General features: G+C 38.2%; 13 protein-coding genes and 2 pseudogenes. 12 read left to right on the top strand and 3 right to left on the bottom strand.

Features of this window, described 5'->3' with window-relative positions:
• The first annotated feature begins 3 nt into the window (after positions 1–3).
• Genes DW720_RS09265 through DW720_RS09275 form a run of 3 tightly spaced genes read left to right on the top strand, consistent with a single transcriptional unit; the run spans position 4 to position 3,012 of the window.
• Positions 4–1,269, top strand: coding sequence for a DUF6070 family protein (locus tag DW720_RS09265; RefSeq protein WP_118743029.1), 1,266 nt, complete (start codon positions 4–6; stop codon positions 1,267–1,269).
• Between the two features lie 59 nt (positions 1,270–1,328).
• The gene (locus tag DW720_RS09270) at positions 1,329–1,769 is read left to right on the top strand and encodes a hypothetical protein (protein WP_118742992.1); all 441 of its coding nucleotides are present in this window, start codon (positions 1,329–1,331) and stop codon (positions 1,767–1,769) included.
• 16 nt (positions 1,770–1,785) lie between these two features.
• Positions 1,786–3,012 carry a hypothetical protein gene (locus DW720_RS09275; RefSeq protein WP_118742993.1) on the top strand — a complete coding sequence of 409 codons (1,227 nt, stop codon included), beginning with the start codon at positions 1,786–1,788 and terminating at the stop codon, positions 3,010–3,012.
• Between the two features lie 589 nt (positions 3,013–3,601).
• Here the strand turns inward: DW720_RS09275 and DW720_RS09285 are convergent.
• Entirely contained in the window at positions 3,602–5,398 is a 1,797-nt protein-coding gene (locus DW720_RS09285; protein ID WP_118742994.1) for a BlaR1 family beta-lactam sensor/signal transducer, read from the bottom strand.
• A gap of 1 nt (position 5,399) precedes the next feature.
• Entirely contained in the window at positions 5,400–5,786 is a 387-nt protein-coding gene (locus tag DW720_RS09290; protein WP_107001152.1) for a BlaI/MecI/CopY family transcriptional regulator, read from the bottom strand.
• A 295-nt stretch (positions 5,787–6,081) separates the two neighbouring features.
• On the opposite strand from DW720_RS09290, the pseudogene DW720_RS09300 reads away from it, so the two are divergent.
• A pseudogene (locus DW720_RS09300) lies at positions 6,082–6,675 on the top strand (terminase TerL endonuclease subunit); the annotation flags it as partial.
• Positions 6,676–6,726: 51 nt separating this feature from the next.
• Here the strand turns inward: DW720_RS09300 and DW720_RS09305 are convergent.
• The gene (locus tag DW720_RS09305) at positions 6,727–7,248 is read right to left on the bottom strand and encodes a type III toxin-antitoxin system ToxN/AbiQ family toxin (protein ID WP_107001151.1); all 522 of its coding nucleotides are present in this window, start codon (positions 7,246–7,248) and stop codon (positions 6,727–6,729) included.
• A gap of 269 nt (positions 7,249–7,517) precedes the next feature.
• Between DW720_RS09305 and DW720_RS09310 the strand changes: the two are divergent.
• From DW720_RS09310 to DW720_RS09345, 8 genes and pseudogenes are all read left to right on the top strand, one after another.
• Positions 7,518–7,670 (top strand): annotated as a pseudogene (locus DW720_RS09310) (phage portal protein); the annotation flags it as partial.
• A gap of 217 nt (positions 7,671–7,887) precedes the next feature.
• Positions 7,888–8,292, top strand: a complete 405-nt coding sequence (locus DW720_RS09315; protein WP_107001150.1) for an SH3 domain-containing protein — start codon at positions 7,888–7,890, stop codon at positions 8,290–8,292.
• Between the two features lie 167 nt (positions 8,293–8,459).
• The gene (locus DW720_RS09320; protein ID WP_107001149.1) at positions 8,460–8,876 is read left to right on the top strand and encodes a recombinase family protein; all 417 of its coding nucleotides are present in this window, start codon (positions 8,460–8,462) and stop codon (positions 8,874–8,876) included.
• A gap of 179 nt (positions 8,877–9,055) precedes the next feature.
• Positions 9,056–10,147 carry a recombinase family protein gene (locus DW720_RS09325; RefSeq protein WP_347560715.1) on the top strand — a complete coding sequence of 364 codons (1,092 nt, stop codon included), beginning with the start codon at positions 9,056–9,058 and terminating at the stop codon, positions 10,145–10,147.
• 87 nt (positions 10,148–10,234) lie between these two features.
• Positions 10,235–11,413, top strand: coding sequence for a recombinase family protein (locus DW720_RS09330; protein ID WP_347560716.1), 1,179 nt, complete (start codon positions 10,235–10,237; stop codon positions 11,411–11,413).
• Between the two features lie 129 nt (positions 11,414–11,542).
• Positions 11,543–11,794, top strand: a complete 252-nt coding sequence (locus tag DW720_RS09335) for a single-stranded DNA-binding protein (RefSeq protein WP_107001148.1) — start codon at positions 11,543–11,545, stop codon at positions 11,792–11,794.
• A gap of 1 nt (position 11,795) precedes the next feature.
• Positions 11,796–12,926 carry a DNA cytosine methyltransferase gene (locus tag DW720_RS09340; protein ID WP_107001147.1) on the top strand — a complete coding sequence of 377 codons (1,131 nt, stop codon included), beginning with the start codon at positions 11,796–11,798 and terminating at the stop codon, positions 12,924–12,926.
• Between the two features lie 13 nt (positions 12,927–12,939).
• Positions 12,940–15,561 (top strand): ATP-binding protein, encoded by a 2,622-nt coding sequence (locus tag DW720_RS09345; RefSeq protein ID WP_181357226.1) that lies wholly within the window; start codon positions 12,940–12,942, stop codon positions 15,559–15,561.
• Position 15,562 lies beyond the last annotated feature (1 nt).

The raw sequence follows: 15,562 nt of genomic DNA on the forward strand, positions 1-15,562 counted from the left end.
ATTATGGCATTAAAAAGAAAAAGCATTCTACTGATCATAGTATTTCTGATTGGGTGTTTCGTGTGTGCCTGTGGAAAAGAAGATAGCGTTGTGGGTGAATCTCTTGTGGAAGATACGGAAGAAGTATCTTCCACGGAGGAAACAAAAAGTGCCGAGGAAGAGGCTGCAGAACAATGGGAAAAGGGCTACGACCTTCCAGTAGATGAACAGGAAAGGGAAGAAGCTGAGACTGACTGTAAAAAGCTGATGGAACGTTATCTTGATATTTATGAAACTGCAGATAAAGGGATAGCATCCAATGTTGTTTTGGATGATCAAACGGTTCTTGAAATGCAGAAGAAGGTAAAGGACACAGGATATCCAATTGCTACGATGGTAACGTATTCTAACATGGGGAATTATGAAAGTGTCGATAGTTTTCTTAAAGAATGTATGGAAGGGCAAAGCGGTTCTGTAGTAATTTATGAAATCCACAACGATGGTGGACTGGGCAGAATGAAATTCATTTTTGATGGAACGGATATGTATGTTGTAAGTACAAGAGGAATCTGGAATGCTGACAACGAGCCGGGAATTTCGTACATTTCATATACGAGACTCAAGGAATGGAAATACACGGAAAAAGGATGGTTCTGCTATGAGTTGTGTGTGCCGGAGCCACCGGAAGTCAGTGAAATTGTGGATGGAAGCTGCCTGATTAGAATAAAACCTATGACAGAGGAACAGCGTGAAATGTCTGAACGTTGTGTTCGAGGTCTTGGATATCAGGGAAATAACCTTTTGTGTTCAAACTGGAATATAGAAAATCTGAATGAGTTGGATTATAACGGGATGTTTGAATATCTGTATGGAATGAAATATGGAGAAAAATTTAATTCCGAAGATTATCCAAATGGTATCCCAAAAGAAGAATTTGAAAGTCTGATTATGGAATATCTTCCGATAACAGCAGAGCAGATACGGGATTACGCAGTATTTGATGAGGAAAACCAGACCTATTATTGGGTGCGACTTGGATGCTTTAATTATGCGCCTACCTTCTTTGGGACATCTCTGCCGGAGGTTGTCGACATCAAAGAAAATGAGGATGGGACGGTTACGTTAGCGGTGGAGGCAGTTTGCGACATGGTCATTTGCGATGATGCAGTCATTACCCATGAACTTACGGTAAGATTTGCAGAGGATGGCAGTTTTCAGTATTTGGGGAATGAAATCCTAAATGACGGAATTATGCAGATACCCGATTACCAATACCGGATTAAAGAATGATTTGATGATAATGGTGTTCTATGATAATCTTACATGTGTAAGAAAAGAAAGGAGGACACATGAAAAAATTAAAATTAGTTGGAACATTGGTAGCAGTTGTATTGATAGGCGGAGTAATATCCATTTCATTCATAAATAATAACATTGCCTATAAAGTGGAAAAGGAATTATGTGAAACACCACTGCCAGAGAAAACGGAACTGATAGAGTCAATATCACGGGCAGGGAAGCTGACAGGTAACGGAAACGGGATGCAATATTTTGGTGCGATTCTAATTCAGAGCGAGTTGTCCTTGAAAGAACTGGATGATTACTATTCGGATCACAGAAGCAATGAATGGGAGTATCTTGTGGAAATTCAGGAAGGACAGTCTATTGATGTGATTGACAACGAAACTCTGAATTTTGGGAAAGAAATAAATGACGCCGGATATTACATTGTATATTCATGGGAAAGCGAAAATTCTCTATTGAAAGAACTGGATATACGAGGACATTAAAAAGGGGGCTATATCAATGAAAAAATTTATGCTATGTATTATGGGCTCGCTCATTGCACTGTTTGTAGTATTTTGGTTTTGCATTTCGTATACGGTAAATTACAAGAAGACAACTTGCGATACATCTGTTTCGCCGGATGGAAAATACGAATTGACACTTCAGGCAGTCGGAGAACCAGACTGGCCTTTTGGTTCAGCAAGTGGACGATTAGTCCTTATGGAAGGCAAAGATAAGATATCTCAAACAGATTTTGAATTGCACAATGACGGTGGAAGCATCACCAGTAGTTGTTGGAAAGTTACATGGTATGAGGACTATGTAGAAGTAATCCTGTCAGGCGAAGAACAATTTGATGAGCAAGTCATTTTATATTTTGATGGTACGAAAGAAATACAGCAATTGACAGATATTGCAGATATTGAAGTGGACTATCCATCAGAAGAGAAATTAGATGAAAGCCGGGTTATAACCGAACAATCCTTTGAGGTGGATTTGAATGATTGGGGCGAGGTACGATTTGTGTCTTATCTACCGACTTATGATACGCTTTGGGAAGATGTCTCATTTGTGCTGGCTAAGGACAATCAAATTGTGTACCATTTCCCAGCTTATTTTGAAAACAATAGTACTGAGAATGATAACGTAGGTATGTTTGACAGCGTAGAGGCAGTTGGATTTCAGGATATAGATGGAGATGGTGCAAAGGATGTGATTGTCATCATAAACTATGTTACAGGAGCAGGACCGCAGGGAATGATGCCACGAAAGACCATTAGAATATTCAGTTCACAGGATAATGGTTTTGTCATTCAACACGATTTAATGGATGAATTAATGGAAAATATGAAAGAGGATGATATTTCTATTTCTGCGATATGTGATTATGTGACATTAATGGAAACAAATGAAATATATGATGGATATCGTACTATATATCAACAATACTTCGCAGACGAACGATGTGATTTTATGATATCATATAGCGCGAGTGGAAATTCCAGAGTTATCTTAAATGAGAATGAGGAAATAATAGAATTTCTTGCATATGACAGACTTTCGGAAAATGAAAAATGCGAATTATATGTTTTATACAGAAGTAAGAAAAACACAGATGGTTCATGGTATATCTCAGAGGCGGAGATCCTTGATATATTTGCATATAGTATGTCTACAAAAGATGTGGTCAGTAGTGGTAAAACATCATGGTCAGCGACTGGAAGTGAAGAGCATGAAATAAATTAAGATAAGCTTTTGATTTTAATTCGATTATCTACATGTGGTGTGAGGTGTTTTTATGAGAAAGTTTGTTAGAACGTATTCTCCATTTTTAGTATATTTTGTATGTGTGGCTTTGGCTTATTTTCTTTGTTTTTATTTATTTCCCAAATATAATGCGGCCTTAGCCTATTTGGGTTTTTTAATTATATATACATATATTGATATTGGGGTTTTTATTTTAGGTTTTTTTATGGGAAAAATCATTGTCAAACGCAGCATTGACATTAGCTTTTTGCTGTGCCTAATATATGCATTAATTTCGTTCGGGTTGATGCTCTTGATAGGTTCTCTGAAATACGTTTTTTATGATTATATGTATAGTAACTTTACGTTTACATTTTCAATCTTCATTGAATCATTAGGTGATAGAGATAGTTTGTTTGTTTCAATTGGGACATTTATATCTTTTTTTATTGGAGAAATTATAGAATACATCAATGATAAATCTAATTCTTGACGTATAGAACTGGATAATTGAAACGCTTTTATGCATAAAGTGAAAATAAAAAAATCGGGCAAAGGATTATACGACTATGACCTTTACCCGATTTCTTTATTTCCAGATATTCATGTCGGACAAGATAGACATGGTTATTTCAGTTGCGTTGCCTCCGGTAGCATCGCTGTCTGCACCAATGTTGGTAGCGAAAAAGTATGTATTATCTACAGTTTCGATATAGCCGATAAACCATCCGTTCACATCTTGGCCATCCACACGTCCGGTTCCGGTCTTTCCGTAGAATGTTCCGGCATCGGAAGAGGAAAGGCAGATGGCATCTTTTACTGCATTGATATTTTCAGGGGCGAAGCCAAGGCTGTTATTCTGCAACCTGGTTAGAAGTTCGACCTGCTCTATTGGGGAAATCTTCAAGGAAGATTCCATCCAATAAGTGGAGAAATCACCACTTATATTTTCGTTTCCATACCCAATTTCCTCAATATAGTTGGAAATGTCAGCGGTTCCAAGCTGTTCGTCCACAGATTCAAAATACCAATTCACGGAGGAATTCATTGCAGACTGTAAAGTCTGATCCGCATTCCATGCTTCAAATGGATAGGTTTCGCCATTCCATGCAATGAACGAATTTTCCGGTGTAATGATCTCTTCTTCCAATCCGAACAGGGCATCATATATCTTGTAGGTGGAGTTTGGAGCAACTCGTAAGGTGGCATGCTCCATGTCGTGTATGCTCCATGCATCATTTTCTAAATCATATAAAACAAAGCTACCTTTGTATTCTCCGAAGTATGTGGAGAGGTCTACATAGGTAACATTCTCAGAAGAGGAATCCCATTGGTAGTAGCTTCCATCTGCTGCGTATGTAGAAATAAAAGGTGCGAATCCAAGTAGAAGGACAGCAGTCAACATGAATGCAGTTGTACCTTTTATTCTCTTCATAAATGTCGGCTTCTCATAAGAGGCAATGTTAATAATTCTCCGTTTCATCTGCCCCATGTTTCCACCAAGGCCGGCAGAAAACGGAAAAGGAGTAAGTGAAACCTTCTCTGCAAAGTTAATCAGTGTATTGCCATAATCTTCGTAAGCATCCTCTTCAAGCATCTTCAAAACGGAGGTGTCACAGGCAACCTCTCTGTCATTACGCATTTCTTTCAGAGCGTACCAAACAAGAGGATTGAACCAATATACCACTCCAGCAAGGTTCATCAGATAACTGGCAATAGCATCATGGTGCTTGTAATGCTGCAGTTCATGTAACAGCATATACCGCATATCGGATTCGTTATAATCAGAGATCAGATGAATCGGAAGATAAATACACGGTTTCAAAAGTCCAACAATAATCGGGGATTTCAAAAATGCGGTACTGTAGACAGGAATATCTCTGTGAATCCCTATCTCTTCTAAGCAGTGATGATACAGTCTGCGGACTTCCTTGTTCTGAAGGGGAAGTGCAGATTTCTCCAAGTTGCGTAAACGGAGAGAGGATTTGATTACCAATATAATCATTGCAAAAATGCCTACAATCCATATCCCTAACAATATGTATCCGGCAATGGATGGTGTCTCGCTATTTACAGAAAGTGCGAAGTCATTCATCCAGTCTGTATTTCCTGCTGGATTAATTCCCACAGCTTCTCCTATAGCGGTTGCGGTACCAGAAGCAGGAGAGCTTCTTAAGTTACCAAGCCACGAGAAGATTTGTGGAAATCCGATGAGACGGAACGGTATAAAGGGAAATGTCAGCAACCCAAGAAGCAGGAACCACAGATTATACTGCATACGGCTGGAAAGGTTGTCTTTGAATATCCGCTTGGCTATCAAAAGAATTCCGATGATACCGCTGATAAATACATTGCATATTAAAAAGCGTATCATAAAATCAGCCACGTTAATTGCCTCCTTTTTTTGACCTCTTTGAAAGAAGGGAGCGGAGGGTATCTATTTCTGTTTCAGACAGTCTGTCATTTTCTATATAGGCAGACAGCATGGCAGTGATATCTCCGTCATAGTATCGTTCCAGAAAAGAATTGCTTTCCTGGCCGATGTATTCGCTTTCCTTCACGACTGGGGTGTAAACAAACACTCGGCTCTGTTTTTCATAAGTCAGAGCGCCTTTGGTCACAAGGCGTTTGATTAAAGTCTGTATCGTTTTCGGACTCCAGCTTGTGGTCTGTAATAATTTATCTGTTATTTCATTTGTACTGATCGGCGCATGTTTCCATACGATTTTCATAACTTCAAATTCAGCTTCAGAAATCTGTGGTAAATCGCTCATTTCAAATCCCTCCTTAAATCTTACAGTTGTAATAAAAATATTATAGACGCTATTTATGTGGTTGTCAATTTCAGAAAAAACAGATTGACTTGAAATCTTACTCGCGTAATAATTGAAATATTACAAGAGTAAAATTTGGAGATGGCAACAAAAAGAAAAGAACCAGAATCACAACGGATTAGCTGGTTCCTTTACTCGTTTGAATTACCTCTTTTATGTATAAGTGCTAAGAGGTATTCAATTGCTGGAAGAATCTCGGCTGCCTCTTGCTCATCACATTCCTGTAGCATCAATAACATCAGATATCACGGCATTTGTACTTGTGTTTCCACCGAGAAATGATGAAGAGAAATACATCATTTTACCATACTGTTGGATACCGGAAGATAATATGAGACTCCGTGTCAGAAGGGACCATGTTCCTTATGATGTGTGGACAGCAGAAGGGTGTCTTGAAACTACGGAAGGAAATGTCATTCATTATGGTTTTATAGAGAAATTTATAGAGGAACTTGGAACGAAGTACCATATAAAAGAAATTGCTTTCGACCGTTGGGGAGCAACGCAAATGGTACAGGATTTGGAAGGAATGGGATTTACTGTTGTTCCTTTCGGGCAGGGGTACAAAGATATGAGTCCGCCAACGAAGGAACTTATGAAGCTGACACTTGAGGAGCGAATTGCCCACGGTGGGCATAAGGTTCTTCGTTGGATGATGGACAACGTGTATGTCAGACAAGACCCTGCCGGAAATATCAAAATGGATAAAGAAAAATCCACAGAGAAAATTGATGCTGCAGCCGCAACCGTCATGGCACTTGACCGTGCAATTCGTAATCAGGGCAGCGAGGGAAGTGTATATGATGGCAGGGGAATTCTTGTTTTTTAAGAAAGAAAACCTCTCCGGCAGATGGAGAGGTTTGAAGGATCATGGTTTTGTTTATGTATCGGAATAAGAACTGCATTTTTCTTCCAGCATTTTGAAATTACAGCATCTTGCAGCAAGGGAAGAATCCGGCTTGGCAATGCACTTCTGGTATAATTTCAGGGCTTTGTTTTGCAGAGTGTCCTGAACATTGTCAATCAGGGCTTTTTCTTTCTGGAGAAGGTAAACATAGTCGGTTTTTTCCTTTTCGTTGCTGAAAGAACGGAAACTTCCTACCTGATTATATTTTAACTGAGTAAGGCAGTTATCAGGAACCGGAATCATATTATTGATATTTAATACCGCATAAAGATATCCGGTGGATTCATCCTGGAGTTTGTGGAAATCCAGACTGTTGGACATCTTCTGATGTTTTGGTTTTGCAGAGGAAATAGGGACATAGTAGTGGAAATCTCCGATAGTAAGAAGAATTCCCACATGGAGTTTCAAACGTTCCCCATACTCCACATATCCGACACGGGAATCAAACTGTGTCAGGTAATTTATGTATATTTTATCGGCAACGAACCAATCCATAGAGCCTCCTGAAAAGTAAAAAAGCGGGTGGATTACTCCACCCACTGCTGTTAACCGATTGTTTTAATTGGACAATCTAACCGCTTTTAAACGAGCATTTTAACTGGACGCTCTAACTGCTGCACAGATATTTCTATCTGTGTTTTTATTATATGCAATTTACAGCAAAAAATCAATGCCTTTAATTGCTAAATTTTTATGAATTTTTTCGATGTTTATAGATTCGATTTTATCACAGGCAGATACAAAAAGAAAGAGAGGGATAGCAGATGGGAATAAAAAGTTTGTTTGGTTTCGGTCAGGCGAGGGATAAGCCTGTACGGAATTACAGCAATGGTGAGTATTCGTTCAATTTCGGACGAAGCACCAGCGGAAAGAGCGTCAATGAAATGACAGCCATGCAGACTACTGCAGTTTATGCATACACCACAGTTTGGTATCAGGGCACAGGTTCAGCATTTGAAAGCCTATGCTTCCACAGTGGATTTGAAGTATAAATGCGTTGATCCGCGATTTAAGTATGTCACAAGAGGCTGTGCTGAATATGTGTAGTGGCTTGGACAGAAAGAAAATCCAGATGGAAGGGGATGGGCAGCAGGAGCCGGATATGGTGCAAAGATTATTACAATCTTAAATGCCATGATTGGAATTAAGAACGAGACAGCAGAAGCGGAAGAAGTCTGGTATCGTGTGCGTAAGACATGGGCGGATGCTGCTACACAGAAGGGGGCATTCCATAGTTTGGAAAATGCCAAGAGGTGTGCAGATGAAAATGAGGGATATTCCGTATTTGATGAATCCGGTAAAGTGATTTATTCCAATGCTACATTCACACCGTATCTTGTGAGAGTATCTATCGAAGATTTGAACATCCGCAAGGGTCCGGGAACAGACTACGACAAAACAGGTAAGTACACCGGAAAAGGTGCTTTCACTATTGTGGAAGAAGCAGAAGGCAAGGGTGCGAGCCTTTGGGGGCTTCTGAAATCTTATCAGAAAAATCGTGATGGATGGATTTCAATGGATTATGCCGAGAAGGTTTAGAAGCAAGCCGGACAGAGACAACAGGTTTCTGTCCGGCTGCTTTTTTCGGTTCCTGACAAGTTTGGGCAGAGTGAAAAAAGAGTGGGTGGAAACCGTAGAATTGCTTGACTTTACAGGGGTTTAGAGTGATTTATACACTACCAAAAACGAAAGGAGTACTTATTTATATGGTGAATGCAGGAACGATAAATAGGGTGGCTTTTTACTGCAGAGTCAACCATCGTGACAGAGACTATGAAAAATATCTGGACGATGTAATGAGGCGGTTGGAAGAAGAATATGGAAAACAGAAATGGGATTTGCAGATATTCTTTGAGGAAGCTTCAGGAGCCGACCCGAACAGAAAAGAATTTAATCGTCTGAAAGCGGAAATCGCAGCAAAGAAGATAGATGTGGTGGTTACCATGAGGGCTGCCACGATTGCCCGTAACTGGGGACAGTTTATGGAGTTCATGCTGATTTGCAGTAAGAAAAATGCGGATGTGGTGTGCATTGACAAGGTAGAAGATGCACAGGCCATTTTCCGAAGAATTCATGAGTTTAAGAAAAGGTTTTTTGAAGGAAGTGATGTAACGTGCGAGTAAAAGTGATTAACAAACGACCAGCTTCGGTCTTACAAAAGAAAAGGGTTTGTGCTTATGCCAGAGTTTCCACAGACAGCAGAAGACAGGAAGACTCTCTTGAAAACCAGATGGAAACCTATGAGAGACTGATTACTGGAAATCCGGAATATAAATTTATCGGAGTATTTGCTGATTAGGGTATATCCGGCTATTGTGAAAACCGCCCACAGTTCCAGAGAATGATGGAGAAGGCAAGGGCAGGAGAAATTGATTTAATTATTACAAAATCCATATCGAGATTTGCAAGAAATACCGTCACCGTTCTAAAGTTCGCAAGGGAACTGAAAGAACTGGGTGTCGGTAATTTTTTTGAAGAACAGAACATTAACACTCTATCAGGGGACGGTGAAATGATGCTTGCCGTCCTCGCTTCTTTTGCACAGGAAGAAAGCAGAAGCATGAGTGAAAACACTAAATGGTCCATTCGGAAGAAGTTTGAGAGAGGGGAAGTGATGATTACCACCTCTCGTTTCCTCGGTTATGATAAAAACGAATATGGAGATTTGATTGTGAACCGAAAGGAAGCGGAAATTGTCAGTCTGACTTTTGACCTTTATCTGATGAATGTTGGCTCGTCAAGGATTGGGGAACTGCTTGATTACCTGGGCGTGAAAATGGTGACGGGAACTACATGGGAAAGTGGGACCATCAACGGGATGCTTTGCAATGAAAAGTACAAAGGGGATTTCCATCTGCAGAAGTATTATACCCCTGAAAACAAAAGAAACTATACAAGGAAAAACAACGGGGAAGTGCAGAGTTATTACATTTCGGAAAACTACGAGCCAATCGTAACGCCTGAGGTATGGGAAAAGGTGCAGGAAGTCAGGGAACAGCGGAAGCGTGACAGGAATATCGGACAGGACAGCACAATGAAGTTCCAGAACCGCTATCCCTTAAGCGGAATGCTGATTTGCCCTTACTGCGGAAAAACGCTCCGGCGCAGACAGGTTTACAAGAAGAAAATTCAATGGCTCTGCAGCACCTACATTGAAAAGGGAGTCAAGGCGTGTAAAGGGATACGAATTGATGATGCAGAATTGCAGGGATTGAATATTGCGGAACAGACAGTAGTTGAGGAGGTGATTAAAAATGGCAAGAAGCATTACTGTTATACCAGCAAAGCAGATTTCGACTGCGGAATCAGGAACAGCACAGTCAGTGCAGAAATTGAAAATGGCAGCGTACTGCCGAGTGTCAACCGACCAAGAAGAACAGTTATTAAGCTATGAGAATCAGGTCAATTATTACACAAATTATATTAGCAAAATCCTCTTTATGAATATGTAGGGACTTATGCGGATGAAGGAATTTCGGGAATCAATACCAAAAAGAGGGATGAATTCAACCGCATGATTGCTGATTGCAGGGCGGGGAAAATAGACATGATTATTACTAAGTCCATTTCCCGATTTGCAAGAAATACGCTGGACTGCTTGAACTATGTGCGAGAATTGAAAGATTTGGGGATAGGGATTATTTTTGAAAAGGAAAATATCAATACCCTCGATGCAAAGGGCGAAGTGCTGCTGATCATTCTTTCCTCACTGGCACAGGATGAGAGCCGGTCCATTTCAGAGAACTGCACATGGGGAATTCGTAGAAGGTTTGAAACAGGAAAACACAAAATGAGTACAAAGCGTTTTCTTGGCTACGATACGGATGAAACGGGGAAGCTGGTAATCAACAGGACACAGGAGCCGATTGTAATTCGGTTGTATCAGGAATTCATGGACGGAAAAACAACCGATTACATCAAGAGGATTTTTGAACGAGAAGGCGTGAAAAATTGGGATGGCGGTACGAAGTGGCAGTCCACAACCTTAATGAGTATGTTGGAAAATGAAAAATACAAGGGTGATGCCTTGCTGCAGAAAAGTTATACGGTGGATTTCCTCACCAAGAAACGGACGCAGAACAAAGGGAAAATTCAGATGTTTTATGTGGAGGATGACCATGATGCCATCATTTCAAAGCGGATATGGGAATGTGTACAGCTTGAAATAAAACGCAGGAAAAAGTATCTGGAGGAGCATGGGACAAACTCCTATTCCCACCGGCCGGAAAGCAATCCATTTGCATTCAAGATAATTTGCGGAGACTGTAATAAAGTATTTGCACGGAAAGGCTGGCGGAGCAGCACAGGTGTTGACCGGAAGGTATGGCAGTGCAGTGAGCGGTACAAGGTTAAGGGTGTGGTAGGCTGCACTAACCGACATGTAGAGGAGGAGACGTTGGTAAAAGCGTATTTATTGGCTTGGAACGCATTGGTTGAGAACCGAGAAAGCTTTCTAGAATGGTGGCAGAAGCAAATACAAGGAGAGGATTTGTTGGCCGGATATCGGGCGGAGAAGTTTATGGAGTACACGGATGGAGTAGAGCCGCTAGTGGAAATGGATACGAACTTTATGTTGAAGATATTGGATCATATAAAGGTGTTTGAGGATGGAGTGCTGGTGGTGGTGTTCTTGGATGGGACGGAGATTGAGTGCAAATAAATATGAAAAACAGAAGTGTATAAAGTCATTCCATATTTATTTACAAAAGGAACTGGTGCTTTCCGTTGCAGTATGTTATAATTGTTGTCAACAACATTGTTTACAACGATGAATAAGCGGAGGAAGAAAATGTCTGATGTCAATAAATTATTAGAGAGAGCAATATATGAAATAGATTTTGTTGAGGTGGATGAAATATTTTTGGTTAAAGATTTGTTCAAAGGCTATGAGTGGAAACGCATTCCACGAAGTGACAGATTGTTGCTAGGAACTTTATTCTTGAATTATGTAAATACCGTTTCTGGAGTAATAAAACCGATTGAAAAGACGTCTTCTAATCAGCAGCAATATAAAAAAATAGCAGATAGGATTGAGAAATAAAATGCCAAATATAGTGATATTTTCATTTTTTTCGGGTGTGGGAATTTTAGATTTAGCATTTGAAAAAAATGGTTATGAAATAGTGTTTGTAAATGAGTATGAAAGTTGTTTTATGGAGGCATATAGGTTTTCTAGAAGAAACTTACTAATAAAAGAGCCTCGTTTAGGATATTCAAATAAAAGTGCTTTGGTTTATACAAAGGGTAAAAATAAGCAGAAATTAATAAGAATGATTCAAGAAGAAAAAGCAGCAGGCAATGTTGTTGGATTTATTGGAGGACCTCCCTGTCCAGATTTTTCGATAGGAGGAAAGAATAGAGGTGCATCGGGGAAAAACGGAAGATTAACAAAAACGTATTTTGATTTGATTGTTAGATGCAAACCGGATTTTTTTCTATTTGAAAATGTGAAGGGACTTGTAAAAACGGAAAAGCATAGAAGGTTTTACAATGAAATGAAAATGAAAGTAACGCATAGTGGTTATGTAATATCTGATAAGGTTGTGAATGCTTTAAGTTATGGGGTTCCGCAGTTTAGAGAGAGAATTTTAATGGTGGGATTTTGGGGAAATGATTTTAGAAGAAAAGGAGTGCTTAATGTTGACGAGAGAAACTACTTTAGCTTTCCGTGGGAGAAATATAAACAATTTGACATAGAAAAAATTCTAAGCTTAAATTGGCCGGTTGCTGAAGAATTTAAGGAAAATAGTAAGCGAGATTTTGTGTATGACGTACCGGAATCGTTAACAGTAGAATATTGGTTTAGGAAAAACAAGGTCACGGAACATCCAAACCAGAATAAGGTGTTTTCTGTGAAGGATGGATTAGAAAAAATCAAAAGAATATTTGAAGGTGATACAAAAAGAAAATCGTTTAAGAGACTTCATCGCTGGAAATATTCTCCAACAGCAGCATACGGAAATAATGAGGTGCATTTACACCCTTATAAAGTACGTCGATTATCAGTTGCTGAAGCAATGGCAATACAATCTTTGCCAGAAAAATTTATTTTACCTAATGATATTCCTTTGACAGCTATGTTTAAGATGATAGGAAATGGTGTTCCTTATTTGATGGCTGAATGTATAGCAAAAACACTTAAAGAACTTGTTAGTCAAGTATATGATGTGTAGAAAGGACAAAAAAATGGAGCATAAACAAATAAAAATTAGTCCAAGAGTAATTAAGCATTTAGGAAAGGATTTAATTACCACTTCCGAAGTGGCTATTATTGAGTTGATAAAAAATTCCATTGATGCTAAAGCACCAAATATAAAGCTTCTGCTTTTTGAAGATGGTAACATGTTAGGTGGGGCAGAAAAATTTTCAATTCCTGTATGCATGGATGACATATCCGAACTAGTACCCCGGTCTCTTTTGGGTGAGCCTTTGTTGATTGTTGAAGATAACGGTAAAGGTATGAATGAATTTCAACTGGAAAAAGGGTTTCTGGAAATTGGGACAGACTTGAAAAACAATAATGGTGAGACAACGTTGGGAGAAAAGGGTATCGGTAGATTGGCGGTACAACGATTAGGAAAATATTTACTGGTTGAAACTGCATCTGAATCAGAACCGTTTGCTACATTGACGTTCATTAATTGGGATGAAATAAGTAGTGCTAGTAATAGTGATTATTTTGTTCCATATAAAAAAGTAAGGAAAATGGGAGAGAGTTATACAAGATTATGGATTCTAGGAATTAATATTAGCGATTTTTTAGAAACTCCGGCTCAGATGGTATTACATTTTGATAATTCAAGTTTAGTAGTTAATAGAGAGTTAAAATCGGCTATTAATTTTTTGATTTCACCTTTTAGTAAAGTAAATAAGAAAACTACAATTCAAATGTATTATAACAATATAGAATTAGATATTGATTTTCCGGATAAAATGTTGCAACTTTCGGAGAGCATTCATAAGTTTAGAATTGTTGAAAATGGGGGAGAAATACTATTAAAGTATGAACTTAGTTTGCAACCTTGGTATATAGAGCGTGTTCATAGAGTTTTGGCGAAGCCTGAAGCATTTAAACGGCTCAAAAAAGAGCATAGATTTTATAAAGAATTGTTAGATACAAATAGAGATAGAATCGAAAATGTTCTTGTACAAGAAGTGCGTTACGATGAGTTGTTTGACTTAGTTGCACAGACATTTTATGACATGTTCGAGCTGGGTATAACAGATAAAAATATAAGAAAAGAGTTTGCGGAACAAAAAGCAAATGAATGTATGAAAGCACTAATAAAAATAGTGCCTATTTCGGGTGAAATTTTTTCGTTTAAACAGAATGCAGCAATAGGAGAGAACATAATAATTGAGTCTTTAAAAGAAATCGAAAAAGATCAGGAATATAATTTAAAAGCATTAAAGGAGTTTTTAAAGGATTATAATGGTATAAAGCTATATCGTGATGTATATAGAATCGGCTTTTTGGGAGATAAGGAAAATGACTGGATTAAACTGCAACAATTCAGGACGAAAGGTCAACAATGGTATAGATTTGATTTGGGTAATACAGTAGGATATGTTTCAGTAAGAGATCCAGAGCAGAAAAATATTCAGGAGATTAGCTCTCGACTAGATATAAATCAGAATGAAGTTTCTTATGCATTTAAGATGCTGATAGGTATTGTTTTCAATAATTTATTTTATGAATTAAACAGAAAGTCAAATGATATTATTAAAGTCTTGCTTACTGAAAATGGATTATTGGAAGATAATATATCGAAGCGTGTAAAGAAAAATTCAACGGACATTGAAAAGTTCATTATGCGTAATAAGCGAGTAATGGCTGAGATGCAGAAAATCACTAAAGAATTTAGTGGCAATATTAAAATTGAAGGTGAAAAAGCATCTATGCCAATCAGTTTGTATGAAAAGATGGAAAAGGTTTTTCAAAATGTTACAGAGCATTTTGGAGAAAACGAAAAGGTACAAAAGCAAGCAGCTAATTTATTAGTAGAAGCGGATGAACAATTAAAAGCAATAGAAGTAGAGTCTTACAACAATTACAAATTAATGGCAAATGGATTAATAACGGAGACAATTACGCATGAGTTGCATTCTATTAGTAAAACGGGTATAGATGAAAATATCGAAGAACATTTTGGCTATTTGAAGGATTACTTTGTAGCACAAAAAAACGTAAAAGTTTATAACACACATGTTTACCCGATTCAAACAAGTTATTCAATTGTTGCAGGAAAAATGAATGATGTGGCGAATTTATATTCTTTTCTAGAGAATACGTTTATCAAAAAAGGTACTTACGATGAATTTATACTTCAACAAATACAAGTAGTTGTAAAAAACATAGAAGAAAATCTGGTAAAAACAATCAAGGATAATGACATTAATATAGTTTGCAAAACAGAAGGTTTATCGTGGTTTGTTCCTAAAGGCGTTTTAATACATGTTTTTTACAATTTGTTTAATAATTCAATTTACTGGATTGATAAAAGAAGAAAATTTGCGGAGGTAGATAATGTATATGAGTATTCGGAAAGGGATCAGATAACAGTAGAACCATATGGAAGTGATATCGTGGTATACGATACAGGAACAGGTGTAATTAAAACGATGGAGGATATTTTGTTCGAACCTCTAGAATCTGGTAAGCCAAATCATGAAGGCAGGGGAATGGGGTTATATATAGTGAAGAAAATATTAAATTCATTCAATGCAAATATCGAATTACTATCTGAACGAAATTCATATGGTAATCGTTATAAATTCCTTATATCTATGGTAGATGAGGAGGGTTAAA

Origin of the sequence: Clostridium sp. AM27-28 (genome assembly GCF_003480955.1) — a bacterium.
GTDB classification, from domain to species: domain Bacteria; phylum Bacillota; class Clostridia; order Lachnospirales; family Lachnospiraceae; genus Otoolea; species Otoolea fessa.

What these genes read in the sequence shown, in the direction of transcription:
- DW720_RS09335 (WP_107001148.1), top strand. Translation starts at nt 11,543, where the DNA reads ATGTCTGATGTCAATAAATTATTAGAGAGAGCAATATATGAAATAGAT.
- DW720_RS09265 (WP_118743029.1), top strand. Translation starts at nt 4, where the DNA reads ATGGCATTAAAAAGAAAAAGCATTCTACTGATCATAGTATTTCTGATT.
- DW720_RS09275 (WP_118742993.1), top strand. Translation starts at nt 1,786, where the DNA reads ATGAAAAAATTTATGCTATGTATTATGGGCTCGCTCATTGCACTGTTT.
- DW720_RS09315 (WP_107001150.1), top strand. Translation starts at nt 7,888, where the DNA reads ATGATTGGAATTAAGAACGAGACAGCAGAAGCGGAAGAAGTCTGGTAT.
- DW720_RS09305 (WP_107001151.1), bottom strand. Translation starts at nt 7,248, where the DNA reads ATGGATTGGTTCGTTGCCGATAAAATATACATAAATTACCTGACACAG.
- DW720_RS09320 (WP_107001149.1), top strand. Translation starts at nt 8,460, where the DNA reads ATGGTGAATGCAGGAACGATAAATAGGGTGGCTTTTTACTGCAGAGTC.
- DW720_RS09290 (WP_107001152.1), bottom strand. Translation starts at nt 5,786, where the DNA reads ATGAGCGATTTACCACAGATTTCTGAAGCTGAATTTGAAGTTATGAAA.
- DW720_RS09340 (WP_107001147.1), top strand. Translation starts at nt 11,796, where the DNA reads ATGCCAAATATAGTGATATTTTCATTTTTTTCGGGTGTGGGAATTTTA.
- DW720_RS09270 (WP_118742992.1), top strand. Translation starts at nt 1,329, where the DNA reads ATGAAAAAATTAAAATTAGTTGGAACATTGGTAGCAGTTGTATTGATA.
- DW720_RS09345 (WP_181357226.1), top strand. Translation starts at nt 12,940, where the DNA reads ATGGAGCATAAACAAATAAAAATTAGTCCAAGAGTAATTAAGCATTTA.